At 72.3% G+C, this 25,325-nt stretch carries 18 protein-coding genes and 1 tRNA gene; 5 read left to right on the top strand and 14 right to left on the bottom strand.

The window, feature by feature from the left end; genetic code table 11:
• Positions 1-74: 74 nt before the first annotated feature.
• From malQ to M1105_RS00310, 5 genes are all read right to left on the bottom strand, one after another.
• Positions 75-2,120: a 4-alpha-glucanotransferase gene (gene malQ / locus M1105_RS00330; RefSeq protein WP_249578353.1), complete on the bottom strand. Its 2,046-nt coding sequence runs from the start codon at positions 2,118-2,120 to the stop codon at positions 75-77.
• On the bottom strand, positions 2,117-4,216 hold the full coding sequence (gene glgX, locus M1105_RS00325) for a glycogen debranching protein GlgX (RefSeq protein ID WP_249578352.1): 2,100 nt from the start codon (positions 4,214-4,216) through the stop codon (positions 2,117-2,119). Before glgX ends, malQ begins: the two co-directional genes overlap by 4 nt.
• Positions 4,217-4,307: 91 nt before the next feature.
• On the bottom strand, positions 4,308-5,750 hold the full coding sequence (gene glgA / locus M1105_RS00320) for a glycogen synthase GlgA (protein ID WP_249578351.1): 1,443 nt from the start codon (positions 5,748-5,750) through the stop codon (positions 4,308-4,310).
• A 9-nt stretch (positions 5,751-5,759) separates the two neighbouring features.
• The gene (gene glgC, locus M1105_RS00315) at positions 5,760-7,028 is read right to left on the bottom strand and encodes a glucose-1-phosphate adenylyltransferase (protein WP_249578350.1); all 1,269 of its coding nucleotides are present in this window, start codon (positions 7,026-7,028) and stop codon (positions 5,760-5,762) included.
• Positions 7,029-7,151: 123 nt separating this feature from the next.
• Positions 7,152-8,276: an NAD(P)/FAD-dependent oxidoreductase gene (locus M1105_RS00310; protein WP_249578349.1), complete on the bottom strand. Its 1,125-nt coding sequence runs from the start codon at positions 8,274-8,276 to the stop codon at positions 7,152-7,154.
• Between the two features lie 143 nt (positions 8,277-8,419).
• Here M1105_RS00310 and M1105_RS00305 point away from each other — a divergent pair, with 143 nt between their 5' ends.
• Positions 8,420-9,286 (top strand): hypothetical protein, encoded by an 867-nt coding sequence (locus M1105_RS00305; RefSeq protein WP_249578348.1) that lies wholly within the window; start codon positions 8,420-8,422, stop codon positions 9,284-9,286.
• Positions 9,287-9,296: 10 nt separating this feature from the next.
• Here the strand turns inward: M1105_RS00305 and M1105_RS00300 are convergent, their stop codons facing one another.
• From M1105_RS00300 to M1105_RS00290, 3 genes are all read right to left on the bottom strand, one after another.
• Positions 9,297-9,530, bottom strand: coding sequence for a hypothetical protein (locus M1105_RS00300; RefSeq protein ID WP_249578347.1), 234 nt, complete (start codon positions 9,528-9,530; stop codon positions 9,297-9,299).
• A gap of 172 nt (positions 9,531-9,702) precedes the next feature.
• Positions 9,703-11,694, bottom strand: coding sequence for a CocE/NonD family hydrolase (locus tag M1105_RS00295; protein ID WP_249578346.1), 1,992 nt, complete (start codon positions 11,692-11,694; stop codon positions 9,703-9,705).
• Between the two features lie 131 nt (positions 11,695-11,825).
• On the bottom strand, positions 11,826-13,418 hold the full coding sequence (locus M1105_RS00290; RefSeq protein ID WP_249578345.1) for an ABC transporter substrate-binding protein: 1,593 nt from the start codon (positions 13,416-13,418) through the stop codon (positions 11,826-11,828).
• A gap of 187 nt (positions 13,419-13,605) precedes the next feature.
• Here M1105_RS00290 and M1105_RS00285 point away from each other — a divergent pair, with 187 nt between their 5' ends.
• Positions 13,606-14,379, top strand: coding sequence for a helix-turn-helix domain-containing protein (locus M1105_RS00285; RefSeq protein ID WP_249578344.1), 774 nt, complete (start codon positions 13,606-13,608; stop codon positions 14,377-14,379).
• 24 nt (positions 14,380-14,403) lie between these two features.
• On the opposite strand, the gene M1105_RS00280 is transcribed toward M1105_RS00285, so the two are convergent.
• From M1105_RS00280 to M1105_RS00270, 3 genes are all read right to left on the bottom strand, one after another.
• A complete protein-coding gene (locus M1105_RS00280) occupies positions 14,404-15,801 on the bottom strand; it encodes an SLC13 family permease (protein WP_249578343.1) in 1,398 nt (465 codons plus the stop codon).
• A 303-nt stretch (positions 15,802-16,104) separates the two neighbouring features.
• Positions 16,105-17,403 carry an AfsR/SARP family transcriptional regulator gene (locus tag M1105_RS00275; RefSeq protein ID WP_249578342.1) on the bottom strand — a complete coding sequence of 433 codons (1,299 nt, stop codon included), beginning with the start codon at positions 17,401-17,403 and terminating at the stop codon, positions 16,105-16,107.
• A 231-nt stretch (positions 17,404-17,634) separates the two neighbouring features.
• Positions 17,635-19,320, bottom strand: a complete 1,686-nt coding sequence (locus M1105_RS00270; RefSeq protein WP_249578341.1) for a tetratricopeptide repeat protein — start codon at positions 19,318-19,320, stop codon at positions 17,635-17,637.
• A gap of 507 nt (positions 19,321-19,827) precedes the next feature.
• Here M1105_RS00270 and M1105_RS00265 point away from each other — a divergent pair.
• Positions 19,828-20,274, top strand: a complete 447-nt coding sequence (locus tag M1105_RS00265) for a DUF4381 domain-containing protein (protein WP_249578340.1) — start codon at positions 19,828-19,830, stop codon at positions 20,272-20,274.
• Between the two features lie 57 nt (positions 20,275-20,331).
• The gene (locus M1105_RS00260) at positions 20,332-21,480 is read left to right on the top strand and encodes a fatty acid desaturase family protein (protein ID WP_249578339.1); all 1,149 of its coding nucleotides are present in this window, start codon (positions 20,332-20,334) and stop codon (positions 21,478-21,480) included.
• Between the two features lie 153 nt (positions 21,481-21,633).
• On the opposite strand, the gene M1105_RS00255 is transcribed toward M1105_RS00260, so the two are convergent.
• From M1105_RS00255 to ychF, 3 genes are all read right to left on the bottom strand, one after another.
• A tRNA-Gln gene (locus M1105_RS00255) sits at positions 21,634-21,707 on the bottom strand.
• 97 nt (positions 21,708-21,804) lie between these two features.
• Positions 21,805-22,773, bottom strand: a complete 969-nt coding sequence (locus tag M1105_RS00250; RefSeq protein WP_249578338.1) for an autotransporter outer membrane beta-barrel domain-containing protein — start codon at positions 22,771-22,773, stop codon at positions 21,805-21,807.
• Positions 22,774-22,898: 125 nt separating this feature from the next.
• Complete coding sequence (ychF, locus tag M1105_RS00245) at positions 22,899-23,996, bottom strand: redox-regulated ATPase YchF (RefSeq protein WP_249578337.1); 1,098 nt, start codon at positions 23,994-23,996, stop codon at positions 22,899-22,901.
• A gap of 227 nt (positions 23,997-24,223) precedes the next feature.
• Here ychF and M1105_RS00240 point away from each other — a divergent pair, with 227 nt between their 5' ends.
• Positions 24,224-25,291: a ketopantoate reductase family protein gene (locus M1105_RS00240; RefSeq protein WP_249578336.1), complete on the top strand. Its 1,068-nt coding sequence runs from the start codon at positions 24,224-24,226 to the stop codon at positions 25,289-25,291.
• Positions 25,292-25,325: the final 34 nt, after the last annotated feature.

Raw genomic sequence — 25,325 nt, 5'->3', positions numbered from 1 at the left:
GCGTCTTGCTCCCTCCCGGCCGTGCCGCCGGTTCGGGGTGCGATCCTAACGCATCGTCCGCGCGGGAAAAGGGGTCAGCGGGGGCGTTCTGCCGCCACGGCGCTGGCGACGGCGGCGAGGCAGGCGTCTTCCCCCAGCTCCTCGACCGCGCGTGCGGCGGGGCGGCGCCAGTTCGGGTGCGCATCGGTGGTGCCGGGGATGTTGGCCTGCTCGACGGTGCCCAGCGCATCGTCGATCTGCACCGCGAGGATCGCCGACGGCGCGCGGGCGACCAGCGCGTGGATCGCCGCGTTCAGGGCGGGCGCCAGCGTGGCGGGCGGCGCCTCGGGGTCGAGGCCGTCGGGCAGAAGCCCCTCGGCGGCAAGTCGGCGCAGCAGGCGGCGGCGGTCCTCAGCCCGCTCGGCGCGCCAGCGGGCGGCGTCCTCGTGCCCGGTTCGGCCCAGCCGCTCGGCCCAGTCGATGTCGCGCGCGGCCCACCAGCCTGCCAGCGTCGGCGTGTCATGCGTGCCGACCGAAGCCGCGGCACGGGCGGGGTAGGCGGCGGGCGGGCGGAAGTCGCCCGAAGGCTCGCGCTCGAACTGCATCACGCTCGATCCGTGGATGTGCGACTGCGCCATCCGCTCGCGCAGGCCCTCGGGCACGACGCCGAGATCCTCGCCGATCACCACGGCGCCGGCGCGCGCGGCTTCCAGCCGGACGATCGCCATCAGCACGTCGCGCGGCATCCGGACATAGCTGCCCGGCGTGCCGTCGCCCGGCACCCAGAAGGTGCGGTCGAAGCCGAGGATATGGTCGATGCGCACCAGCCCTGCATGGCGCATCGCCGCCCGGATCGTCTCGACGAAGGGCCGGAAGCCCACGGCCTCGAGGCCGGGCGGTGAGAAGGGCGCCAGGCCCCAGGACTGCCCGCCCGGCGCGAACTGGTCGGGCGGCGCGCCCAGCGAGACGCCGGTGGCAAAGACGCCGGGGCGGGCCCAGACCTCGGCGCCGTTGGGCCGCACGCCGACCGCGAGGTCGGTGTAGAGCCCCAGCGCCATCCCTGCCGCGCGGGCTTCGGCCTGCGCCTGCGCCAACTGCTCGTCGGCCAGCCATTGCAGCCAGGCGTGGAAGCCCAGCGCGTCGCCCTGCGCGACGGCGAAGGCGCGGGCGCCGGGGGCGTCGGGGCTGTCGAACCCCTCTGGCCAGCGCCGCCAGTCGGTGCCGTGACGCTCGGACAGCGCCTCGAACAACGCGAAGTCCGCAAGCGCCCGGCCGCGCGCCTCGCGGAAGGCGGCGAAGGCGGCGCGGCGCTGGGGCGTCGCGCGCTCGCGGAAGGCGGCGTGCAGGGCCGCGAGCACTGGCGCGCGGTGGGCGCGCGCGGCGGCATGGTCGATCAGGCCATCGGAACGCGTGGAGGGGCGGGCGGCCCAGAGCGCCCGGGCGTCGGGGGCGTCGGTGAACTCCGGCACGCGGTCGGGTGCGATGGCACGGGTGTCGAGGAAGCCGCGATGGCCGGGCGAGTAGGGGCTGAAGCCGGGATAGGCCGCCCCCAGCGCGTGCAGCGGGTTCACACCGAGGAAGTCGGCCCCCAGCGGCGCCAGCACCGCCGCCGCCGCGCGCAGGTCGGCGTAATCGCCCGGCCCCGGATTGCGCGCTGAATGCAGCGCGTGGATCGCCCCGGTGAAGCCCCAGACCCTTGCGCGCCCGGTCGCGCCCGCGACCGAGGGCGCCTCGGGCGGGGCCGAGACGACGAGGCAGCGCTCGGCGCCCACCGCAAGTTCGTGCAGGCCGGGCGGCAGGGCGGGAAGCTCGAGCATCCCGGCGGAACGCCCCTCGGCGATGCCGCCGCTCTCGAAGGTCAGCCGCCATTCGACCCCGCGCGGGAGCGGCAGCGCCGAGGGCCGCCAGGCGAGCGCGACATGGGCCGCGGGCAGCACCTGGGCGGCAAGTCGCGCGCGCGCGGCGGCCGCGGCATCGGCGGCCTCGGCCGGATCGCCGATCAGTCCCATGGCGCGCAGGAGCGCGGTGGCGGTCTCGCGCGTCGTGGTGTGGACATGGCCCGAGAGATCGACCCAGGCGGGCAGGATCCCGGCGAGTCCCGCAAGATCGAGGATCGGGTCGGGCAGGTGGGCGGGGGTCATGCGTCGGGCTCCGGCACGAACAGGGCAATCGACTCGGCTGCCAGCGGCGCGTGCGGGCCGGTCGCGGGGCAGGGTGCGCCCTCGGGCCGGGCGGTGTCGAGCGCGCGCAGCCAACGCGCGCCGGGGGGCGGGGGCGGCAGGGTCAGGGTTGCCTCGGCGGCTGCGCCATTGACGGCGATCAGCGCCTCGCCGAGGGTCCGGGCGCCGGGTGGCGCCTCGGCCGCGCCGCGCAGATGCAGGCAGAAGGCGCGCAGCCCTGGGTCGTGCCAGTCGGGCGCGCCGCCCGAAAGGGCGTGCCAGTCGACATCCGGCGCGCCGTCCTCGGCCCGGATGCCGCCATGCAGGAAGCGCGTCTGCCGCAACACGGGATGCGCGCGCCTCAGCGCGGCGAGCCGGCGGACGAAGCCGTGCAAGGCCTCGTCGGCCCCCGCCCAGTTCACCCAGGCGGTGGGGTTGTCCTGACAATAGGCGTTGTTGTTGCCGCCCTGCGAATTGCCGATCTCGTCGCCCGCCAGCAGCATCGGCGTGCCTTGCGCGAGGTAGAGCGTGGCCATCAGGTTGCGCGCGCGCCGGGCGCGGCGGGTCAGGATGGCGGGGTCGCCCGTCGCCCCTTCGGCCCCGCAGTTGTGGCTGAAGTTCTGGGCGTGGCCGTCGCGGTTGCCCTCGCCGTTCGCCTCGTTGTGCCGGCGGGCGTAGGCGGTCAGGTCCGCCAGCGTGAAGCCGTCATGGCTGGTGATGAAGTTGACCGAAGACCACGCCCGGCGGCCCGCGCGGTCGAAGATCTCGGCCGAGCCCATCAGCCGCGCGGCCAGCGCGGGCGCCGCACCCTCGTCGCCGCGCCAGAAGCGGCGGGCATCGTCGCGGAAGCGGTCGTTCCACTCGGCAAAGGGAGGCGGGAATCCGCCCAGCCGATAGCCGCCGGGACCGAGGTCCCAAGGTTCCGCGATCAGCTTCACCCCCGCCAGCACCGGGTCCTGCCTCAGCGCGTCGAGAAATCCGCCCAGCGGGTCGAAGCCGCCCGCCTCGCGCGCCAGCGTCGTGGCAAGGTCGAAGCGGAAGCCGTCCACGCCCCAGTCCACCGCCCAATGGCGCAGGCTGTCGAGCGCGAGGCGCGCGATCATTGGGTGCGACAGATCCAGCGTGTTGCCGCAGCCGGTGTCGTCCACATGAAACCGCTCGCGCCCGGGCTGGAGGCGGTAATAGCTGCGATTGTCGAGGCCGCGGAAGCCGAGCGTCGGGCCCAGATGATCACCCTCGGCGCTGTGATTGAGCGCGATGTCGAGGATCACCTCGATCCCCGCCGCGTGCAGCGCCGCGATGGCCGCGCGCATCCCGGCGCGGCCGAGGGGGCCCAGATAGCGCGGTTCGGGGGCGAGGAAGCCGATGGTCGAATAGCCCCAGTAATTCGTGAGCCCCCGCCGGGCGAGGTGGGTCTCGTCCCGGCGGGCGTGGATCGGCAGAAGCTCGATGGCGGTGACGCCGAGGCCCGCGAGGTGGTCGATCACGCGGGGGTCGGCCAGCGCCTCCCATGTGCCCGCGATGGCCGGGTCGAGGCCGGGGAACTCGCGAGTGAGGCCCTTGAGATGCGCCTCGCAGATCACCGTCTCGTCCCAGTCGCGGCGAAGGCCGGGCGCGGGCGCAGGTTCGGGCGCGACGACGACGCATTTCGGGACGAAGGGGGCGCTGTCGCGCGTGTCGAAGCTCAGGTCGGCGTCCGCCGCGCCGCGGTCGTAGCCATAGATCCCGCCGCATTCGGTGAAGGCACCGCGCAGCTCCCGTGCATAGGGGTCGATCAGCAGCTTGTGCGGATTGAACCGAAGTCCCTGCTCGGGCGCATGGGGGCCATGGGCGCGCAGGCCATAAAGGGTGCTGGGGCCGAGGCCGATGATCTCGCCATGCCAGATGTCGCCAGTGCGCTCGGGCAGCGGGATGCGCGCCGTCTCGCGGCCCGTGGCGTCGAACAGGCAGACCTCGATGCGCTCGGCCTCGGACGAGAAGACCGCGAAATCGACCCCCTCGTCCGTGCAATGCGCGCCCAGCCGGTCGAAGCGGCCGGCGCGGATGGCCAGGGGTGAGGGCGACGGAAGCGGGCTCATCGGGGAGTGTTAGCGAGGCGGCGGGGCGAATTCCAGTGCGGGCGGCGCGGGTTCCCCAATGCGGAAGGGCGCCCGCATGGCGGGGACGGGGTCATGCGGGGGGCCTGACGATCTCCTCGTAGAGCGTGCGGTAGGCGGCGGCCGAGACCTCCCAGCCCACGGGCTGCGCCATCGCGCGACGCATCATGCGCCGCCAGGCGGGGCGGTCGGCCCAGATGTCCATCAGCCGGTCGAGCGCGTCGCCAAGCGCCGCGGCCGTGATCGGCGCGAACTGGAAGCCCGTGGCGGCCCCCACCGCCAGCGCCGCCGGGTTCGCGTCGATCACCGTGTCGGCAAGCCCCCCGGTGCGGGCGACCAGCGGCAGGCAGCCATAGCGCAGGCCATAGAGTTGCGTGAGCCCGCAGGGCTCGAAGCGCGAGGGGATGACGATCGCGTCGGCCCCGCCATAGATCAGGCGCGACAGCGGCTCGTCGAAGCCGATCACCACGCCAACCGCGCCGGGATGGGCCTCGGCCGCGTCGCGGAACGCGGCTTCCAGCGCCGCCTCGCCCGTTCCCAGCACGCAGAGCCGCCCGCCGCGGGCAAGGAGCAGCGGCAGCGCCTCGATCAGCAGGTCGAGGCCCTTCTGCGCCGTCAGGCGGCTGATCACGGCGAGGATCGGCGCGCCCGCGTCGTGCGGCAGGCCGAGACGGGCCTCGAGCGCGCGCCGCGCCACGGCCTTCCCACCCGGCGCGCGGGCCGAGTAGGGCACCGGCAGGGCGGGGTCGGTCGCGGGGTCCCAGGCGCGAGTGTCGATGCCGTTGAGAATCCCCGTCACCGCATCGCGGCGGTGGCGCATCAACCCGTCGAGGCCCATGCCGAATTCGGGCGTCATCAGCTCGCGCCCATAGGTGGGGCTCACGGTGGTGATGCGGTCGGCAAGCGAGAGCCCGCCCTTGAGGAAGCCCACCTTGCCCCAGAACTCGAAGCCGTCCTGCCGGAAGCCTGCCCGCGCCAGCCCCAGCGGGCCGATCACGGCGGGCGGGAACAGGCCCTGAAAGGCGATGTTGTGGATCGTCAGCACCGTGGCCGGGCGCGGGCCGCCGCGCTGGTGCAAATAGACCGGCGCAAGCCCGGTCTGCCAGTCGTGCAGATGCAGCACGTCCGGGCGCCACCCCGCGATGCCGTCGGCCGCCAGCGCCGCCGACGCCTGCGACAGCGCACCGAAGCGCAGGTGGTTGTCGGGCCAGTCCTTGCCGCCCGGATCGGTGTAGGGCCCGCCCGGGCGGCCGTAGAGCGCGGGCGCGTCGAGCGCGATCAGGTCGAGCCCCGCCGCGCGCCCGGCCACCAGCCGCGCCGTGCCGCCCGGAGCCGCGATCTCACCGACGTGCACGGCCCCTTCCAACGCCGCCATGACCGCCGGGTAGCCCGGCAGCAGCACGCGCACCGCGACGCCTTCGGCGGCGAGCGCCGCGGGCAGGGCACCCACCACGTCGGCAAGGCCCCCCGTCTTGACGAAGGGCGCGCATTCCGAGGCGGCGAAGAGGACGTGCATCTGGTCCCTTCAGCCCCCCAGCCGGTCGATCATCGGCTGGGTGATGAGGCAGACACCCCCCTCGGTCCGGCGGAAGCGGCGGGCGTCGTCGTCCTCGTCCTCGCCCACCACGAGGCCCGCGGGGATCTTCACGCCGCGGTCGATCACCACGTCCCTGAGGCGGGCATGGCGGCCGATCTCGGCATAGGGCAGCACCACGGCGCCCGAAAGCTCCGACCAGGAATTCGCCCGAACGCCGGTGAACAGCAGGCTGCGCGTGACGCTCGCCCCCGAGATGATGCAGCCGCCCGACACCATCGACGAGACGGCCGAGCCGCGCCGCCCTTCCTCGTCATGGATGAACTTGGCGGGGGGCGTCTGCTCGGCATAGGTCCAGATCGGCCAGGTGGTGTCGTAGAGGTCGAGTTCCGGCTCGAAGTCGGTGAGGTCGACATTAGCCTGCCAGAAGGCGTCGATGGTGCCGACATCGCGCCAGTAGGGCGCGCGCTCGGACCCCGTCATGATGCAGCTTTGCGAGAACGGGTGGGCGACCGCCTTGCCACCCTTGACCAGCGCGGGGATCAGGTCCTTGCCGAAATCGTGGCTCGAGGCGGGGTCGGCCTGGTCGGCGCGCAGCAGGTCGACCAGGAACCGCGTGTCAAACACGTAGATGCCCATCGAGGCGAGGCAGATGCCGGGGCGGCCGGGCATCTCGGGGGGATCGGCCGGCTTCTCGACGAAATCGGTGATCCGGCCCGTGGCGTCCACCGCCATGACGCCGAAGCCCGTGGCCTCGGCCCGGCTGACTTCAATGCAGCCCACGGTCACGTCGGCGCCGGTCTCGACATGCTGGCGCAGCATCGGCTCGTAGTCCTGCTTGTAGACGTGGTCGCCCGCGAGGATGACCATGTAGGCGGGCGCATAGCCCTCGATGATGTCGATGTTCTGGGTCACGGCATCGGCGGTGCCCAGATACCATTGCCCCTCGTCCACCCGCTGGCTCGCGGGCAGGATGTCGAGCATCTCGCGCCGTTCCGCCCGGAAGAAGTTCCAGCCGCGTTGCAGGTGGCGGATCAGCGAATGCGCCTTGTATTGCGTAGCGACACCGATGCGGCGGATGCCAGAATTGACCGTGTTCGACAGCGCGAAGTCGATGATCCGCGCCTTGCCGCCGAAATAGACGGCGGGCTTGGCGCGCTTGTCGGTCAGCTCCTTCAGCCGCGAGCCGCGCCCGCCCGCCAGCACGAAGGCCATGGCGTCGCGGGCGAGGTTGGTTGGGATGTCCGGGCGAGACGTCATCGGGGCTCCTTCCGGCGGGTCGGGGCGCGCGGGTGCGGGCCCCGGAGATGCGAGATGGGGCCCGGCGCGGCCGCGTCCACCGCCGCGCGGGGGCATGGCTGCGGCGGGGGGCTCATTGCCGCCTCACCCACGGAGGCGCGCGGGCGAGAGCGCCGCGATCACGTCATCCGCGATGCCCTCGGGACACGGCGCGCCCACCGCGAGATGCGCCGCGAGGGCCGAGAGGGCGGGCGCCGTCTGGATGCCATAGCCGCCCTGTCCGGCCAGCCAGAAGAAGCCCTCGGCCGCGGGATCGAAGCCCGCGACCGGCGTGCGGTCGGGGGCGAAGGTGCGCAGGCCCGCCCATGTCCGCTCGACGCGGGTGACGGGTACCGTGACGGCGGCCTCGTAGCGCGCGAGTCCCTCGGCGATCACCATGTCGTCGGCCCAGGTGTCAATCGGTTCGGATGGGTCCTCGTCGGCGGGGCTGACCATCAGGCGGCCGGCATCGGTGCGGGCGTACCAGGTTTCGGCGGCGTCGGCGACCAGCGGCCAGCCGGTCACGTCATGCCCGCCCGGCGCGGGAATGATCGCGGCCGACCGGCGCAGGGGCGCAAGGCCCAGGGGCGCGACGCCCGCGAGCCGCGCCACGTGGTCGGCCCATGCGCCCGCGGCGTTGACCACGACCGGGGCCTCGAAGGCGCCGGCCGAGGTCTCGGCCCGCCAGACCGCGCCGCGGCGCGCGAGGCTGCCGACCCGCGCGCCGCAGACCACCCGGCCGCACGCCGCGCGCGCCAGGCGCAGGAAGCCCTGCAGCAGGCGGTCCACGTCGATGTCGCGCGCGGTTTCCTCGTAGGCCGCGGCGGCGATGACCTCGCGGCGCAGGATCGGGACCATGCGCACCGCCTCGTCGGGGTCGAGCGGCGCGAGCGCGGGGGCCTCGGCCATCAGCGCGGCAAGTCGGGCCTCGTCGCCTGGAGGGGCGAGGACCAGCTCGCCCCGCGGCGCGAGCAGGGGCCCGTCGGCCAGCGCCGGGTCGGGCACGGCCAGCGCCGCCTCGCTGGCCGCGGTCAGGGCCTGGATGGTGACGTTGCCATAGTTGAGCAGGAAGGCCGCGGCGGATCGGCCGGTGGCGTGGTAGCCCGGCGCGCTCTCGGTCTCGAGGACGATCACCGAGGCATGCGGCGCGATGCGCGCCGCCGCGCCCGTGCCCGCCATGCCGCCGCCGATGACGATGACGTCCGCCCTGCCGTCCGATCCGCCCGCCATTCCGTCCCCGCGCGCCGCCTGCCCGTCGCCGGACAGTCAACCCGCTGGCGCCGGGCCATGCAAGCCCCGCCCGCGCCGCGTGGACCGCGCCCCCGCTCTGCGCGTAAGGTGGGCCCCCGGAAACCGGCAGAACAGGGGACGACATGGCACGGCGACGGGCGCAGAGGCGCAGGAGTCTGGGCCTTGTGCTGGCGGCCGCAGGACTTGCCGGTTGCGATGCGGTGGGGAGCTTGCTGGCGCCGCAAGGCGGCGAGGGCCTGTCCGCCTTCGAGCGCGGCATCGACGAGCGGGCCGAGATCCGCGTGGACGGCCTTGTCGCCGCGAACCGGCGCTACGGCTACGGCTTTCGCCGGACCGGCGGGCTGTCGCTGTCGGGCGCGCGGATCGAGGACGTGAAATACGGCATCAACATCGTTGGCGGCGGCGCGCCGGAGGGCTCGGAGGAGGCTAGTCTTCTGCGCGACCTGTCGGTGACGGGCTGGAAGCGCTACGACCAGTATGGCGCCGCCGTCTCGATCGGGGGCGCCGCGGCGGTCTACATCGCCGGCCTGAGGGCCGACATGGGCCAGAGTCCCAGTGGCAACTACCGGCAGTGGAACATCGACGGCGTGGCGCTGGAGCGCGGCGGCGACGCGCCCCTGACGATGCTGCGCGATGTTGAACTCCGCAACGTCACCGACGCGCTAATCGACGCCAAGCACCGCGTGGTCGTGGGCCACATGACCGGCGGGAACGCCCAGCACCTGCTGAAGATCTGGGGCAAGGGCGGGGAGATCGTGATCGCCCATTGCGACCTGTCGCTGGGCTATGGCGAGAACTTCGTGCAGCTGATCGGCGATGCGCGCCTCGCCGCCCATGACTGCCGCTGGCGCCTGCCGGACGGGACCGTGTTCACCCGGCTCGACCAGATCCCGGACGCCTATGTCAGTCTCAGCCGGGGCGCCACGCGCGCGCAGATGGTCGATCTCGAGGCCGATCCGCTGGCGGGGCTGCCGTTCTTCACGGACTGACGGCGCCGCGTCAGAGCGACTCGACGCCGTCCGCGAGGTCGCGCAGCGTGGCCGAGGCGGATTCCCCCGACAGCCCCATCCGGTTCGCGCGCTCCACCGCCGCGATCGTCACGGCGGCGAGGAGTTGCTTCGGGGTGAGCTTTCGCCCGATCTCGGACTCCGAGAAATCCCGGACGCATTCGAACGCGCTGAGAACCGCGTCGTCGACGTTCTTGACCTCGGCGCGGCTGGGAGGGAGTTCCATGCAATTCACCTCATGCACAATCACGCAAAAATCTCGCGCAGACTTGGGGTTTCTCCCCTAACCTAAGGTAACGTATCATCCCGGAATGGGACATAACAATGGCAAAACGTGACAGGCTCCGTGACCGCGCGCGGCATCGTGGCCGGGCGCGGGGCGCGCCGCAGCGCGCCGCTCACATGTGGTCGCGCGGGATTCGGCCCGACCAGCGGCGCGAGAACACGTTGCGGCCGTCCTCGGTCACGTCAAGGCCCGCCTCCACCACCCAGTGGGTGGCCGTCGCGGTCAGGCGGCCGGTCGCCGTGCCGATGGTCTCGGTCCCGTCGCGCCGCCGCAGCGCCGTCATGCGCTCGCGGCCCTCGACGCTCAGCGGCTCGCCGCCGGTCAGCGACCATTCGGACAGGCGCTGCTCGCGCCATTCCATGCCGTTCGCCGGGTGGCGCAACTCGCCGGTGTCGGCCTCCACGGTCACCGTCGTGCGCCCGTCGGGGCGGTTGCGGGTGACGCGCCGGGTCTCGGCGCCGGCGCCCTTCGACGGATATGCGGGCAGGGGGGCGGGATCGGCCGGCTCGGGCAGGTCGATCTCTCGCCACTCGGGGCAGGGAAGGTCGATCACCGCCTCGGCGCCGAGGGTGGCGGTCAGAGTCGCGTCGGTCGGCGGCGGCAGGATCAGCGGAAAATACGCCGAGGAAAGCGCGAGCCGCAGCCGGTGCCCCGGCAGGAAGCGGTAGGCGGTGGAATCGAGGCGGATCTCGACCGTCTCGGCCACGCCCGGTGTCATCGGCTGCGGCGCGGCGCTGCCGTGGCGGTGGCACAGGTTCAGGAGCCCGATCGACACACGATGCGCCGTGCCGTCGGGATGGACGTCGACCAGCCGCGCGACGAGGTTGGCGACGGGGGCGTCCGCCGCCACCGGCAGCCGCAGCACCGGGCGGCCGATCACGTCGAGGGGAACGGGGAGCGGCGCCGTCTCGAAGCACAGCGACATCCCGTCGTCGGCGCGCTGGTCGTCCGGCAGGTCGGCGCCGCGGTTGCCGGTGAAATACTCGCCCCCGCCCGTGCCGCAGTCGAGCGGCGTGCGGATCGTCGCTGTCCCCGGCTCGCCCGGCAGCGCGTCCAGACGCCCCGACGCCAAAAGATGGAGCCGCGTGCCGTGCTCGGGCCCGCCCGACCCGATGGCGATCCAGCGCCCCGGGTCGCGGTCGCGCCGCCCGCCGGGGCGAACCCCCTCGAGGCGGTAGAGCCGGTGCGGGGGGAGGTCCTCGGCCCCCGTGGCCTCGTCCATCAGCCAGCGGCCGAACCAGCGGCGCGCCTCGGCGTGGAAGTCGAGGCGGGGATGGGGAAAGGCGAAGTGGGGATACTTGTGGATCCACGGCCCCGTCACCGACCGCGCGCGGTGGCCGAGCCCCGCCAGCGCCTCGTGCGGCGCGTTGCGGTAGCCGTCGGCCCAGCCGGCGATCACCAGCGCCGGGGCCTCGACCGCGCCGAAATCCTCGCAGATCGAGCCGTGCCGCCAGTAGCCGTCGCGCCGTTGGCGCGAGAGCCAGGGGAAGATCAGCGGCTCGATGCGCTCGAGCCGCGCCAGCCACATGGCGCGCCAGTCCGCCCCGACCACCGCCGAATCGGGCGGGCGCGCGATGTTGCCCAGCATCGTCGTCGCCCAGTAGAGCTGCGCCGAGAGGTGGCAGCCACCCTTGTAGTGGATGTCGTCGGCGAAGCGGTCGACGGTCGAGGCGATCGAGATCACCGCCTTCAGCGCCGGCGGGCGCCGCGCCGCCACCTGCAGCGCGTTGAAGCCGCCCCACGAGATCCCCATCATGCCCACCTTGCCCGAGCACCAGGGCTGAGCGGCGATCCAGGCGATCGCGGCCTCGGCGTCGGCAAGCTCGCGGGGCGAGTACTCGTCGTCGAAGATGCCGTCCGAATCGCCGGTGCCGCGCATGTCGACCCGGACACCCGCGATCCCCATGGCGGCGAGGGCGGGATAGGTGCTCTCGTCGCGCGGCGCAGTGACGTCGCGGCGGCGGTAGGGCAGGAATTCGAGCACGGCGGGCGCGGGCCGTGCCTCGGCGCCCTCGGGCAGCCAGATCCGCGCCGCGAGGCGGGTGCCGTCGGGCAGGGGGATCCACGCGGTCGGGATCTCGGTGATGCTCGTCGTTGCGGACATGTCTTCCTCCCCCGGTCGCGCGCCCGGTGGGGCCGCGGACCGGCAAGCCTTTCGCTTGCCCGTGTTCAGTCAGGTCCCGGCGGGAGCGAGAGCGGCGGTGCCGCCGCCCCCGCCGGAGAGGTCCGGCCCGGTCAGGCCATCCACCAGCGCTCCATGAACCGCCCGCCGTCCAGCTCCCAGTTCGCCGCGACCTTCTCGCCGTGCTGGATCCGCTCGCCCAGCGCGTCGACATAGTTCGCGAAGGCCCAGACCACGGCGCCACCATCGTCGCGGATGATCTGCTGCATCTCGCGGTAGATGTCGGCGCGCTTGCCGTTGTCGAGCTCGGACCGCCCCTCGAGCAGGAGCTGGTTGAACCGCTCGTTGTCCCAGAACGTGTCGTTCCAGTTGGCGCCGCGCTCGTAGGCGGTCGCGAACATCCAGTCGCAGGTCGGGCGGCCGCCCCAGTAGCAGGCGCACCAGCTCTTCTTCATCCAGACGTTCGACCAGTAGCCGTCGTTCGGCTCGCGCACCACGTTGACCGAGATGCCGGCGCGGCCAAGCTGCTCCTGCATCAGGACCGAGGCGTCGACGGCCCCCTCGTAGGCCGCGTCTGCGGCCGAAAGGTCAAGCGTAACATTCTCGTAGCCAGACTTCTTGAGGTGGAATCGCGCCTTGTCGGGATCGTAGCTGCGCTGTTCGAGATCGGCCCAGAACGGCACCGAGGGCGCGATCGGATGGTCGTTCGCGATGGTGCCGTGGCCGCGCAGGATCTTCTGGAGAAGCTCGTCGCGGTCGATGCCGTGCTTGATGGCAAGGCGCAGCTCGTTGTTGTCGTAGGGCGAGTTCGTCGTGATCATCGGGGCGGTGTAGTGCAGGTAGCCAGTTGCCTCCTCGACGCGCACGCCCGGCTGGCGCGCCAGCAGGTGCACGGTCTTGAGGTCGCAGCGGTTGATCAGGTCGACCTCGCCGGTGACGAGCGCGTTCTGCCGGGCGGCCGCGTCGGCCATCACGATCATCTCGACCTCGTCGACATGGGCGCGGCCGGGCTTCCAGTAATTGGGGTTGCGCTTGAGGAATACGCGAACGCCGGGCTCGAACTCGGCCATCGTGTAGCCGCCGGTGCCGATATAGCTCTGCCAGTCGGCCTTGCCGTCGACGGCGGGCATCATCAGCAGGTGGTAGTCCGCCATCAGGAAGGGGAAGTCGGCATTGCCGGCCTTCAGATCGAACGCGATGGTGAGATCGTCCACCTTGCGCAGCTCGGCGATGGGATCGACGTTGGCCTTCGCGGCCGATTTCGAATCCTCGCCGCGATGGTGGTTGATCGAGGCGATAACGTCGTCGGCGTCGAGCGTCTTGCCGTTCGAGAACTCGACACCCTTTCGCATGCGGAAGGTCCAGACCTTCGCGTCCGGCGAGGCCTCCCAGCTTTCGGCGAGGTCGCCGACCAGTTCGCCCTCGGGCGTGATCTCGGTCAGCGTGCCGTGCGTCGCGAAGCCGACCGACAGCATGAAGGTGTCGGTGTAGGTCGCGGGGTCGAGGCTGTCCGTGGTCGAGCCATGCGCCATGCCGACGCGCATCCGCCCGCCCTTCTTCGGCTCGGCCGCGTGCCCCGGCAGCGGCAGCGCCAGGCCGCCCAGCCCCGCGGCGAGACCGAGCGCCGCCGTGCCGCCAAGGAAACGCCGCCGGTCGGGCATCCACAGGCCCGGCGCTGCCGGCCTGCCGTCATTGCTGCTGGCCATGTCTTGTTACCTCCCGTTTCGGTTGCGTGGCCCTCCGCGCCGGGATGGCGGGGCAGGGCCGGTTTTTCTCCACTCTCTGCGCTCGCAGGCGCGATGACAATTTCGCGACATTGTGCGATCTTTCGCGAGTTTTCGCGCACTCGGCTTACCGGGCGCGCCGGTGCGATCCTGCGCGGGGGTGGGTGTGGTGACCGACGAGGCGGGCGATCTGGCCGCGAACCTGCGGCATCTCTGCGCGGGCGAGCGGTCGGTCTCGCAGGCCTGCCGGCGGATCGGCATCAACCGCCAGCAATTCGCCCGGTATCTGGGCGGCACGGCCACGCCCTCGCCGCACAACCTGCGCCGGATCTGCGCGCATTTCGGCGTGGGCGAGGACGAGATCCGCCTGCCGCACCGCCTGTTCGTCGCGCGCGGGCGGCGCGCGCTGGGGCTGCGCGCGGGGGATGCGCTGCTCGACGCCTTTCCGGGCGACGCCCGTGCGCTGCGGGCGTGGACGGGTTTCTATCACGCGCATTACCGCTCGCCGTCGCAGCCGGAGCGGATCATCCGCGCGCTCGTGTCGATCGAAGAGCGCGACGGGCAGTTCCTGTCGCGCACCATCGAGCGTACGCCCCATGCCGAGACCGGGCAGATCAGCCGGGCGCGCTATGTCGGGCTTGCCTCGATGCACGAGGGGACGCTTTTCCTTGTCGAGCGGGGGCGGCTGAGCCGGGGCGGGATATCCGAGACGATCCTCGCGCCGCTGCATCGCGGGACGCGAGGCTGGCTGTCTGGGCTGCTGATGGGCTTTTCGTGGCGGATGCGCCAGCCCTATTCGAGCCCGTGCCTCTGGAAGCGGCTCGGCCCCGGCCTGCCGGCGCGCGAGGCGCTGGCGGCCTGCGGCTCCTTCCCGCCGGTGCGGCGGCAGTTTGAGGCCGTCGTGCTCGACGCGCTGGTCGGGCGGGGCGGCGGCGCGCCCTGAGGCGGGCCGCGCGCCCGCGCGGTCTCACCCCAGGACCAGCGGCGCGATCAGCCAGCCCACCCCCACCGCCACCGCGGCACCGATCAGGTCGAGCGGCGCGCCTGCCCGCAGCATCCGCCCGCGCGTCACCGCGGGATGGGCGAACACGATGGCGTTCGGCGGCGTCGCGATCGGCAGCATGAATCCGACCGACGCGGCCAGCGCCACCGGTGCCGCGACCAGCGCCGGGTCGGCCCCGAGGCCGATGGCGGTGGCCCCCGCGACCGGCAGGAAGATCGCCGCCATCGCCGTGTTCGAGGCAAGCTCGCCCACCAGAACGATCACGCAGGCCAGCGCAGCGACGGTCACAACCAGCGGCAGGCCCGCCAGTGCCGTCATCCCGCCCGCCATCCAACCGGCGACGCCCGTCGCGTCGAGCGCCTGCGCCAGCGCGAGGCCGCCGCCGAACAGGATCAGCACGTCCCAGCGCAAGGCCTTCGCGCTGTCCCAGTCCAGCAGCCGCCCGCCGCGCCCGTCCGGCCCGGCAAACAGCGCCAGCGCGGCCAGCATGGCGATGCCGCCATCGGTGATCTCGGCCCCCGGCAGCAGCCGCGCCAGCAGCGGCCGCGTCATCCAGCCCAGCGCCGCCAGCGCCGCGATCCACAGCACCCGGCGCCCGGCGCGATCGAGGCGCACCACCCCGGCCGACGAGATCCCGAGCGGGCGCGGATCGACCCGGAAGGCCAGGCGCGCCAGCATCACCCAGGTCAGCGGCAGCAGGATCGCCGCCGTCGGCAGGCCCATCGCTGCCCACTCGGCGAAGCCGATCGGCCGGCCATGCGCGTCCGCCATATAGGCCGCGAACAGCGCATTCGGCGGCGTGCCGATCAGCGAGCCCATGCCGCCGATGGTCGCCGAGAAGGCGATCCCCAGCATCAGTGCGGCGGCAAGCCCTTCGTCCTCGGCGCGCGACGCCGCGATGGCGGCGCCGATGGGGGCCATGATCATCGCTGCCGCGGTGTTCGAGATCCAGAGGCTGAGGAAGGCGGTGGCAAGCATCACGCCCGCGATCACGCCGCTCGGCCGGCAGCCGATGGCGCGCATGAGGCCCAGCGCGATCCAGCGGTGCAGCCCGTGCGTCTCGATCGCCCGGGCGAGCAGGAAGCCGCCGAGAAAGAGGATGATCAGCGGGTGGGCATAGGCGGCCGAGACGCTCGCCATCCCCTGCACGCCCGACAGCGGGAAGGCCGCGAGCGGGATCATCGCCGTGGCGACCAGCGGCAGGGCGCCCGTCAGCCACAGGAGCGCCATCCCGAGCCCCACGCCCACCACCCGCCAGCCGGCGGCATCGAGCCCCTCGGGCGCCGGCAGCATGAAGGGCGCGAGCAGGCAGAGCCCGGCCGCGCCGAGGACGACGCAGGATGCGGAGGGAAGCCTGCTCACCTGCGCCTCCGCCCTGCCGTGGCGGTGCCCCCGTGCGCCATGCCGCGGCCCGCGGCCCGCCTCGAGCCGGGCAGGGGGTGGCGCGGGCCCGCGCGGCGTGTGCCTGTCTCGATCATTCGGTCCCCCGGCCTGCCTCCGACACCATCCGGCCGCGATCCTGCATCATCGTGCCGCGCGGGACATTGATCGGTGTCATGCCCGCGCGTCGGCCGAAGGCCCCGGGGCGCGGACAGATCGCCGCGAGCGGGGCACGCCGGACGGGCGGGCGATGGTCATCCGGATTCGGCGCGCGCCGGGCCGGGCTCAGCGGCTGCGGGCGAACGCCTCGGCGATCCCTGCGGCGAGCTCGTCCCGCAGCTCGCGCGGCGTGCGGCCGGCGCTGTCGTACTGCCCCATCCACTCGGCCGAGGGCGAGCCGGCCCGGTGCGCGGCGAGGGTCACGCGGAACTCGCGGCCGACGCATCTGAGCCCCGCCTCCAGCACATGCTCGCCGCCCGATGGCGCGTCCGCGTCGGCCCGCCGGTTCGGCAGGACCACGACGACGCCCGGCATGGCGAGGAGGGCCTGCTCGATCTCGTGCCGGATATCGCGCTCGAGGGCCGGGAACGCGCAGCCCGAGAGCTCGGCGTCGATGGCGGGCAGCGCGACCCAGACCCCGGGCGGCGCGCCGCCGCCGAGCCGCCCGACCGCGAGCGCGCCGAGCCAGCCGAGGCCCGCGACGATCAGCGCCGCGGCCAGGGCCACGCGCGCGGGGTGCCGCTTCCAGATGCGGTTGAGGGCTGGTGCCTCGATGCTGAGCTGGCGGAGGATCTCGTCGATGTCCCATGGGGCGGCGGAAGCCTGCGCCACGGGCCGGGCCTCCGGGGCTTCGGGCGCGATCGCCTCGCGCAGGGCCTGCGTCTCGGCCGAGGGCGCGACGCCATAGCTGTCGCGCAGTGCCGCGGTGCAGGTCTCGAACTGGCGCAGCGCTCCGGCCCGGTCGCCGCGGCGCAGATGCGCGCGGATGATGGCGCGGTGCGCCGTCTCGCAGGCCGGGTCGATGGCGAGGAGGGCGCGCAGCACGGCGCCTGCCGCCGCCTCGTCGCCCGCGCGCTCGAGCTCGCCGGCAAGGTCCGCACCGAGGTCGAGCGCCACGCCGCGCAGCCGTTCGCGCTCGTCGCGCAGGAACGCGGCAAGCTCGGCCGCCTCGGCGGGCAGCGACAGCCCTTCGAGGAGGTCGCCCCGATGCTGCTCGAAGGCCAGGCGTCGCGACGCGAGGTCGGGCGCGGCGGCAAGCGCCTGCATCACGCCGACATCGGTCCGCAGCGGGTCGAGCCCGAGCGTCACCGTCTCGTTGGTCGCCGTGATCAGGTCGAGCCCCGCCGCGCCCAGCGTTCGCCGCAGCGCCAGCAGCGCCATGCGAAGGCTGCCGCGCGTCGCGCTGTCGTCGCTGTCCGACCAGATGAGGGCCGCGAGGCGCTCGCGGCTGACCGGGCGCCCGGCGTGGAGGGCGAGCAGCGCAAACAACGCCCGCGTGGTGCGGCCCTTCCAGGCAACGCCCGGTGCGCCCTCGATCACGATGTCGCTCCCGGTGAGGAGGCGGACGAATGGCTCATCAGTCACGCGAGCGCCCCCAGTCACGAACGCCACCGGTCAATTCCGGATCAGGGTCGGGCAATGATGCGGGTTCTCGAATCTTGCGCGGGCATCCCGGCCGGAGCAGACACCCGCCCAGGCTCCAGTTTCGCATCTCTGCCGTGTGAAAGGCAATCTCGCCCTTCCACGAGGCCCGCGGGCGAGGGACGTGCGGATACCCGGGCTGCCGCGCCACGCCTTGCGTGGGCGGGGCGGGTCTCAGAGGCCGGCGCGGGCGAGATACTCGAACTCGATGCTCTGCCGGTCGGGGGCGCGGATCGGGGGATGGCGCAGCCAGATCGAGGCCGAGAAATGCGGGTCCATCGCCCGGATCAGCCCCGCGATGCGCCGTGCCTTGCTCATCATCCCCGCCGCCGAATACGAGGCGACGAGCTCGACGAGATGCACGATCGCGCGGTCCTCGCGGTCGATGTCGCGCTCCAGTTCCGCGACCGACTCCTCGACCCGGCCGGCCATCCGCAGCGCGCGTCCCCGCGTCCAGCGATACCATGGGGGGTGCAGCGGGCTCAGCTCCATTGCCCGCTCGATCAGCGCGAGCGCGCGCTCGTGCTCGCCGACATAGGTCAGCGTGTGGGCAAGCACGGCGGTGACGTCGGCCGAGCCGGGCAGGAGCTCGAGCGCCCGCTCGCCGGACCGCACGGCGTTGTCGTAATCGCCTGCAAGCAGCATGACGGCGCCCTGCAGGCTGAGGGTCAGCCCATCCTCGGGCGCGACGTCCGGGCCCGCCTCGGTGCGCCTGCGCAGGATGGCCTGCAGCGTGTCGCTCGCCTCGAGGATCGCGGCCTGCGGGTCCTCGGCCCAGCCCAGCCGGACCTTCAGGAATCGCACCCAGGCGAGCCCGCGCATCGCGCTGAGATAGTTCGGGTCGTGCTCGAGCGCCTTGCGGTAATACTGCTCGGCGGTCTCGACATCGCGCCGCTTCACCCGGATCAGGTGGCGCACGCCATTGGCCGCCGCCAGCCAGGCATAGAGGTTGCCGGTGTCGTCGAGATATTGCAGGCGGTTGCGCTCGGCGGTGCTGAGGTCGATCTCGAGCCCGGCGAGGATCTGGAGCGTGATCTCGTCCTGCAACCGGAAGGCGTCGGACACCGGCTTCTCGAACTGCCGGCGCCAGACCACCGCGCCGGTCTCGGCATCGAGGCATTGCGCGAGCACCCGCACGGTCGGGCCCAGCACCTCGACGGCGCCCGAGATCAGGTAGCGCACGCGCAACTCGCGCGCGACCTCCATCAGCGCGTCATGGGTGTCGTCCGTGGCCCGCACCGGCGAGGTGACGACGAACAGCTCGCGCGCGGTGACGGCGTAGAGCGCGTAGTTCACCCCCAACGTCACGCCGCCGGCGAGATCGGCCTCCTTCTCGGTCCCGTTCACGGTGGTGAACTGATGCACGGCGATGCGCGCGGGCGACGCCGCCTCCCGCATCACCAGGCTGTCGACGACATGATGGAATCGCGGGACGGCCAGGTAGGTGCCCAGCACGGCCGCGACGATCAGCGCCGCGCCGCCGCTCGCGATGTGCGCCGGGCGCAGCCAGCGCAGGCGCCCCGGCCGGGCGGCGCGGACCCGCAGGGGCGGCGCACCGGGGGTCGGGGCGAGCGGCACGGGGCCGAGCGCGGCCAGCGCCGCGTCGATCGCGGCCGCCCTGTCCGCGTCCCGTCCGCTGCGGCGGCCCGAGACGCGCGCGCCGATCAGGGCGCGCGTCGCGGCTGTCGCCAGCCGCGCGCGCCGCTGCTCGATCCAGGCGTCGAAGGGAGCGGCGCCGGTGCGGAACCCGTCGAGCAGCGGCCCGCGGCAGAGGTCGAGCAGCTCGTCCGCCGTGGTCGGCCGCCCCGACTCGATGGCGAGGAGGGCGCCCACGTCCGTCCCGACCGTCTCGCGCAGCACCAGAAGATCGCCCGGCGTGTCGATCGCGGCGTCGAGCCCGCCGCCCGGCGCCCGGCGCAGGCCCAGCAGGCATTGCCGCAGGTTGTGGCGCGCGCGAGGGGTCCATGCCGGGCCAGAGCAGCGCCGCGAGCGCGTCGCGCCGCAGCCCGCCGGGCGTCAGCGCCAGCGCCGCGAGAAGGCCGATCGCCTTGCGGCCCAAGCGGTGCGCGGCGTCGCCTTCGGGGCCCGGGATCGAGACCACGCCCATGAAGCGCCAGATCGGCAGGCCGGCGGCGGATGCCATGATCGCGGCTCCCTTCACTGTCGATGCAGCAGGATACCCCCGAACACCGGCCGTTCAAACCGGCCTGGATTGCCGCCCGATATTTCGCGTTCGCGCTCGAATGACGCCGGATTGACGGTATTCGGACCCTGAAATGACGGCGTTGATGACGGCGCGCGACAGTTTCATGACGGCGGATCCGGCAGCATCGAGCCAGTCCTCCTTCGACGGAAAGGGCCATTCGGATGCTGGGAAACATCGACACGCTTCACGCGATCCACCGCCGCTGCACTGCGGACCAGCCGCTGACGCCCGAGATGCGCGACTGGCTCGCGGGCGCCCTGAGCCGCTATCTCGAGCAGCGCTGCGAGACGCTCAACGAGGCCTTCGGCGTGATCCATGGTCGTGGCGGCGTGCCCTGGTGGCGCGAGCGCGCGATCCGCCGGCGCGACGAGGCGCTGCGCGCGCTGGTGCACGAGCATTTCTCCCACCTCTCGGTCTACGCGCGCGCCAAGCGCGTGGCCGAACTGGCCGAGCGCTACGCGCGCACCGCGTGGCCGCGCGACCGGGCGCTGGACGCGATGCCCGAGGCATATCGCGGCACCCCGCGCGCCGGGCTGTGGGAGGCCTTCCGGGCGGGCGCGAAGATGCCGGTGTCCGAACGGCGCCTGCGCACGCTCCTCGGCGACTGAACCCCGAACCCGGCCGGGCCGGCGCCCGACGGGTCATGCGATGAAAGGGCCCGCGCCATGACGATCACCGCCAACGCCCCCGCACGCCGCGGCGCACATGCCGCGACGCCGCGTCCGACGCATCTGCGCGCCCGATTTGCAAGCGACGCCTCGGACGCGTTCTTCGCCGATGTCCGCCGCCGCGTGGCCCTGCACCTGCGCCAGACTGGGCACGGCCGTTACGACGACGGCCGCATCGCGCTGAAAGGCGCGGTCTACGGCACGATCACGCTTGGCGCCTATCTCGTGGCGCTTTGGGGCGGGCTGCCACCCTGGGGCAGCTTCGCGGCGGGGCTCGTGTTCGGCCTGGGCTGCCTGATGCTGGGGCTCAATGTCGGCCATGACGGGGCGCACAACTGCCTGACCCGGCACCGCTGGCTGAACCTGACGCTCCAGACCGTGATCTTCACGCTGATCGGCGCCGACGCCTATCTGTGGCGCCTGCGGCACGTGAAGTCGCACCACGTCTTTCCGAACGTCAACGACTGCGACATCGACATCGACGATTACTGGTGGATCCGGCTGTCACCGAACCAGCCGCACCTGCCGCATCACCGCTTCCAGCATCTCTATGCGCCGCTGATCTTCTGGCTCACGAACATCCACACGACCTTCTACCAGGACGCCGTCTACCTGTTCAAACGCGACCTCGCGAACATGCGCGACATCCGCCACCCCTGGTATGCGTATCCGCTCTTCATCGCCTCGAAGGTCGGCTACTTCGCGATCTGGCTGGGCATCCCGATGGCGGTGCTGCCCTATCCGTGGTGGTGGATCGCCCTCGCGTGGCCCGCGATCTCGTTCGTGATGTCGGTGGCGTTCATCGCTCTGCTGATCGGCACGCATTTCGCCGAGGAGACGGTCTTCCCCGTGGTGGACGAGAGCGGCGTGATCCCGCTTGGCTGGGCCTGGCACGCGCTGGCCACCTCGCTCGACTGGAACCCCGAGAGCCGTCTTGCCAACGCGATCGCGGGCGGTGCGAACGCGCATGCCGCGCACCACCTGTTCCCGAACGTCGCGCATGTCCATTACCCCGAGATCACGCGCATCATCCGCGAGGAAGCCGCACGCCACTCCATGCCCTACAACGTGACGAGCTTTGCGGGGATGCTGCGCTCGCATTACCGCTTCCTGCGGCGGCTCGGGCAGGGCTCGACCGCGGGGTGATGCCCGGGCTCCGGCGGCAGGCGCGCGGCCGGGCAGGGGGCGGTGCCCGTCATTGGCCGCGTCGCGCAGGTTCCCCGATGCGGGGCCGCGCCCCGCGCCATCCGTCCGGTTGCGCCGAGCCACCCTGAAGGATCTGGATTTCAAGGGATTTTCTGGCTGGGGGACCAGGATTCGAACCTGGACTAACGGAGTCAGAGTCCGCTGTTCTACCGTTAAACTATCCCCCAGCGGGACAGTCACGCAGGCCGCAGGCCGCGCGGTGGAGCGGGACATAGCCTTGCCTGCGCGGGCTGTCAACCCGCCTCGGGGAGGGGTGGGCCGTGCTCAGTTGAAGGCGTAGCTCAGCGTCATCGTGCCGCCGAAATCGACATAGTCGTTCGCGCCGATGCCCGAGGTGTTCGCCTCGAGGCTGAAGCGCGCAGCACCGAGCGGGACCGAGAGGCCAAGCCCGAAGCGGCCCGACGCGCCGTCATCGACCCGAGAGACCGCGCCCGCGTCGTCGGCGGTGAATTCGACGCCCGCGGCGAGCCAGCCGTCCATCCCGGTGCCGCCGAGGTCGAAGGTGGTGCCGGCACGCCCGCCCAGATAGCCGCGGAACAGCGTCGAGTCGTTGCTGCCGATCGGCGTGCCGAACTGGTCGGAATAGCCTTCGTGCCAGTCCTGCGTGATCGACACGCTGGCGCGCGGGGCGAAGGTGATGCCGCCCAGCATGTAGGCCGCCGAAAGGCCGACGCCCGCCGTGAGCCGGTCCGAGTCGCCCGATCCCGTCTGCCGGCCCTGGATGTAGTCGGTGTCCGTGTAGGTGTATGCCACGAAGGCATCGACCGCGACGCCCGGGGCGAGGCGGTAGCCGGCATAGAAGCCACCGCCGAAGCTCTGGGCCTCGAACTGGCCGTAGAGGCCGAGCACGTCGCTGTCGCTGTCGGTCTCGCTGTAGCCGCCGAAGAATCCGATGGCCGCGTCTTCGCTCGCAAGCAGGTCGACGCCGACCAGGATCGAGCCCGACGTGCCGTAGACCGACGTCCCCGAGAAGTCGAGATGGCGCAAGTCGTTCTGCCACCAGACGCGGGTGTTGCGCGGCTCGCCCGAGGTTGCGGCGGAGAAGGGCGCGAAGCGCTCGGCCACGGCGCCGCCCACGGCGTTCTCGTAGCTTGTCGTCTGTTCGTTCATGCCGGTGGTGGTCAGCGCCCGCTGCACCTCAAGTGGCATCGCCTGCGCCGCGCCGAGCGTGCCGAACGCGCCGGCTCCGGCAACGAAAACAGCCGTGGTCCGCCGCAGCACGGCGCCACGCATTGCATCTCGCCTCATCATCCAATCCCCCCGCCTCGACGCAAACATGACTGTCACGTGTACAGTGGGTCACGGGCAGTCACCACCCTGTGACGCCGTGGGCGCGAATTTTCAGGGGCGAGTGTTGCCTAAGCGTTGAACAGGAAGTGCAGCACGTCGCCGTCCGCGACGCGGTAGCCCTTGCCCTCGACGCGCAGCTTGCCAGCGTCGCGGGCGCCCGCCTCGCCGCCGCAGGCGACGAAGTCGTCATAGGCGATGGTCTCGGCCCGAATGAAGCCGCGCTCGAAATCGCCGTGGATCTCGCCCGCGGCCTTCGGCGCCAAAGTGCCCTCGCGGATCGTCCAGGCGCGGGCCTCCTTGGGGCCGACGGTGAAGTAGGTGATGAGGCCCAGCAGGCGGTAGCCTGCGCGGATCAGCCGGTCGAGGCCGGCCTCCTCCAGCCCCATGGCCTCGAGGAACTCGGCCCGCTCGGCGTCGGGGAGCTGGGCTATCTCCTCCTCGATTTTCGCCGAGATGACGACTGCCGCCGCGCCCTGCTCGGCGGCGAAGGCGGCGACCCGCTCGGACAGCGCGTTGCCGGTGGCGGCACTCGCCTCCTCGACGTTGCAGACATAGAGCACGGGCTTGGCGGTGAGGAGCTGGAGCATCTTCCACGCCTTCGCCTCGTCCGCAGCGACGGGCACGGTGCGGGCAGGGCGGCCGGCTTCCAGCGCCTGCCGCGCGCGGATCAGCAGGCGCTCCTGCTCGACCGCCTCCTTGTCGCCGCCGCGCACCTTGCGCGAGAGGTTCTGGAGCCGCCGCTCGGCCGAGTCGAGATCGGCCAGCATGAGTTCCGTCTCGATCGTGTCGATGTCCGCGAGCGGGTCCACCCCGCCCGCCACATGGGTCACGTCGTCGTCCTCGAAGCAGCGCACGACATGGGCGATGGCGTCCACCTCGCGGATGTTGGCAAGGAACTGGTTGCCCAGCCCCTCGCCCTGCGAGGCGCCCTTCACCAGCCCGGCGATGTCCACGAAGGTGAGCCGCGTCGGGATCACCTGCGCCGACTTGGCGATGGCCGCGAGCCGGTCGAGCCGCTCGTCCGGCACCGCGACCTCGCCGACATTGGGCTCGATCGTGCAGAACGGGAAATTCGCCGCCTGCGCCGCCGCCGTGCGCGTCAGCGCGTTGAAGAGCGTGGACTTTCCGACATTCGGAAGCCCCACGATGCCGCATCTGAAGCCCATCTGTTTCGCCCCTTTGCCCGCCGTCGCGGGGCCTGTGGCACGCGCCGGGGCAAAGGTCAAGGCGCGGCGCGGCAAGGCGGAATCGGAGCGAAACAATCTGTCCTTTTCATGAGACGGAATTCCGCAGGGTGGACCTGCGGCACCCTCGATCCTATCCCGTCTGCATCGGGCGACGCCGCGGCGGAGACCCGCAACAACCCGCATAATCTGGGAAGGGGACGAGCATAATGAGCGAGAAGCGGAAGATTCTGATCCTCGGGGCCTCCTATGGGTCGCTTCTGGGGATGAAACTCGTGCTCGCCGGGCATGACGTCACGCTGGTCTGCCTGCCGGCCGAGGCCGAACTGATCAACTTCGAGGGCGCGCAGGTGCGCATCCCCGTCAAAGGCCGCGAGGGGCTGGTCGAGCTCGACTCGCGGAAAGCGCCCGGCCGGCTGCGCGCCGCCGGGCCGGCCGAGGTGAATCCGGTCAACTTCGACCTCGTGGGCCTCGCGATGCAGGAGCCGCAATACCGCTCGGCGGGCGTGCGGGAACTGCTCGATCGGGTGGCGCGCTCGCGCGTGCCGGCGATGTCGATCATGAACATGCCGCCGCTGCCCTATATCGCGCGGTTGCCGGGGGTCGATGTCTCGACCATCCGCGACTGCTATGCCGACCCGACCGTGTGGGACAGCTTCGACCCCGCCACCATCACGCTGGCGAGCCCCGATCCGCAGGCCTTCCGCCCGCCTGAGGAGAGGGTGAACGTCCTGCAGGTCAGCCTGCCCACCAACTTCAAGGTGGCGCGCTTCGCCTCCGACGAGGCGACCGCGATGCTGCGCGGGCTCGAGGCCGATATCGACGCCATTCGCTTCCCCACGCCCGAGGGCGAGGTCGAGCTGCCCGTGAAGCTGCGCGTCCACGACTCGGTGTTCGTGCCGCTGGCGAAATGGGCGATGCTTTTGACCGGCAACTATCGCTGCGTGACGGCTGAGGGGCCGCGGGCGATCCGCGACGCGGTGCATTCCGACCTCGCGCAGTCGGCCGAGGTCTATGAATGGGTCTGCAAGGTCTGCGAGGCGCTGGGCGCGGCCCGCGAGGATCTGGTGCCCTTCGAGAAATATGCCAATGCCGCCAAGGGGCTGGCCAAGCCATCCTCGGCTGCGCGCGCGCTCTATGCCGGGGCGCCGGCGATCGAGCGGGTCGACCGGCTGGTGCAGCGGCTGGCCGCGCAGAAGGGGATGCACCACCCTGTCGTGGACGAAACCGTGCGGCTGGTGGACGCGAAGCTGGCGGAGACCCGCGCGGCGGCGTGAGGCGTTCGCTGCCCCGGCCCTGAGCCGGGGCCGC

Origin of the sequence: Thermohalobaculum sediminis (assembly GCF_023487995.1) — a bacterium.
Classification (GTDB): domain Bacteria; phylum Pseudomonadota; class Alphaproteobacteria; order Rhodobacterales; family Rhodobacteraceae; genus Thermohalobaculum; species Thermohalobaculum sediminis.
The sequence above is the reverse complement of the archived record's forward strand: the minus strand, read 5'-3'. Positions and strand labels throughout refer to the sequence as shown.

What these genes read in the sequence shown, in the direction of transcription:
- malQ (WP_249578353.1), bottom strand. Translation starts at nt 2,120, where the DNA reads ATGACCCCCGCCCACCTGCCCGACCCGATCCTCGATCTTGCGGGACTC.
- glgX (WP_249578352.1), bottom strand. Translation starts at nt 4,216, where the DNA reads ATGAGCCCGCTTCCGTCGCCCTCACCCCTGGCCATCCGCGCCGGCCGC.
- glgA (WP_249578351.1), bottom strand. Translation starts at nt 5,750, where the DNA reads ATGCACGTCCTCTTCGCCGCCTCGGAATGCGCGCCCTTCGTCAAGACG.
- glgC (WP_249578350.1), bottom strand. Translation starts at nt 7,028, where the DNA reads ATGACGTCTCGCCCGGACATCCCAACCAACCTCGCCCGCGACGCCATG.
- M1105_RS00310 (WP_249578349.1), bottom strand. Translation starts at nt 8,276, where the DNA reads ATGGCGGGCGGATCGGACGGCAGGGCGGACGTCATCGTCATCGGCGGC.
- M1105_RS00305 (WP_249578348.1), top strand. Translation starts at nt 8,420, where the DNA reads ATGGCACGGCGACGGGCGCAGAGGCGCAGGAGTCTGGGCCTTGTGCTG.
- M1105_RS00300 (WP_249578347.1), bottom strand. Translation starts at nt 9,530, where the DNA reads ATGGAACTCCCTCCCAGCCGCGCCGAGGTCAAGAACGTCGACGACGCG.
- M1105_RS00295 (WP_249578346.1), bottom strand. Translation starts at nt 11,694, where the DNA reads ATGTCCGCAACGACGAGCATCACCGAGATCCCGACCGCGTGGATCCCC.
- M1105_RS00290 (WP_249578345.1), bottom strand. Translation starts at nt 13,418, where the DNA reads ATGGCCAGCAGCAATGACGGCAGGCCGGCAGCGCCGGGCCTGTGGATG.
- M1105_RS00265 (WP_249578340.1), top strand. Translation starts at nt 19,828, where the DNA reads ATGCTGGGAAACATCGACACGCTTCACGCGATCCACCGCCGCTGCACT.
- M1105_RS00260 (WP_249578339.1), top strand. Translation starts at nt 20,332, where the DNA reads ATGACGATCACCGCCAACGCCCCCGCACGCCGCGGCGCACATGCCGCG.
- M1105_RS00250 (WP_249578338.1), bottom strand. Translation starts at nt 22,773, where the DNA reads ATGCGTGGCGCCGTGCTGCGGCGGACCACGGCTGTTTTCGTTGCCGGA.
- ychF (WP_249578337.1), bottom strand. Translation starts at nt 23,996, where the DNA reads ATGGGCTTCAGATGCGGCATCGTGGGGCTTCCGAATGTCGGAAAGTCC.
- M1105_RS00240 (WP_249578336.1), top strand. Translation starts at nt 24,224, where the DNA reads ATGAGCGAGAAGCGGAAGATTCTGATCCTCGGGGCCTCCTATGGGTCG.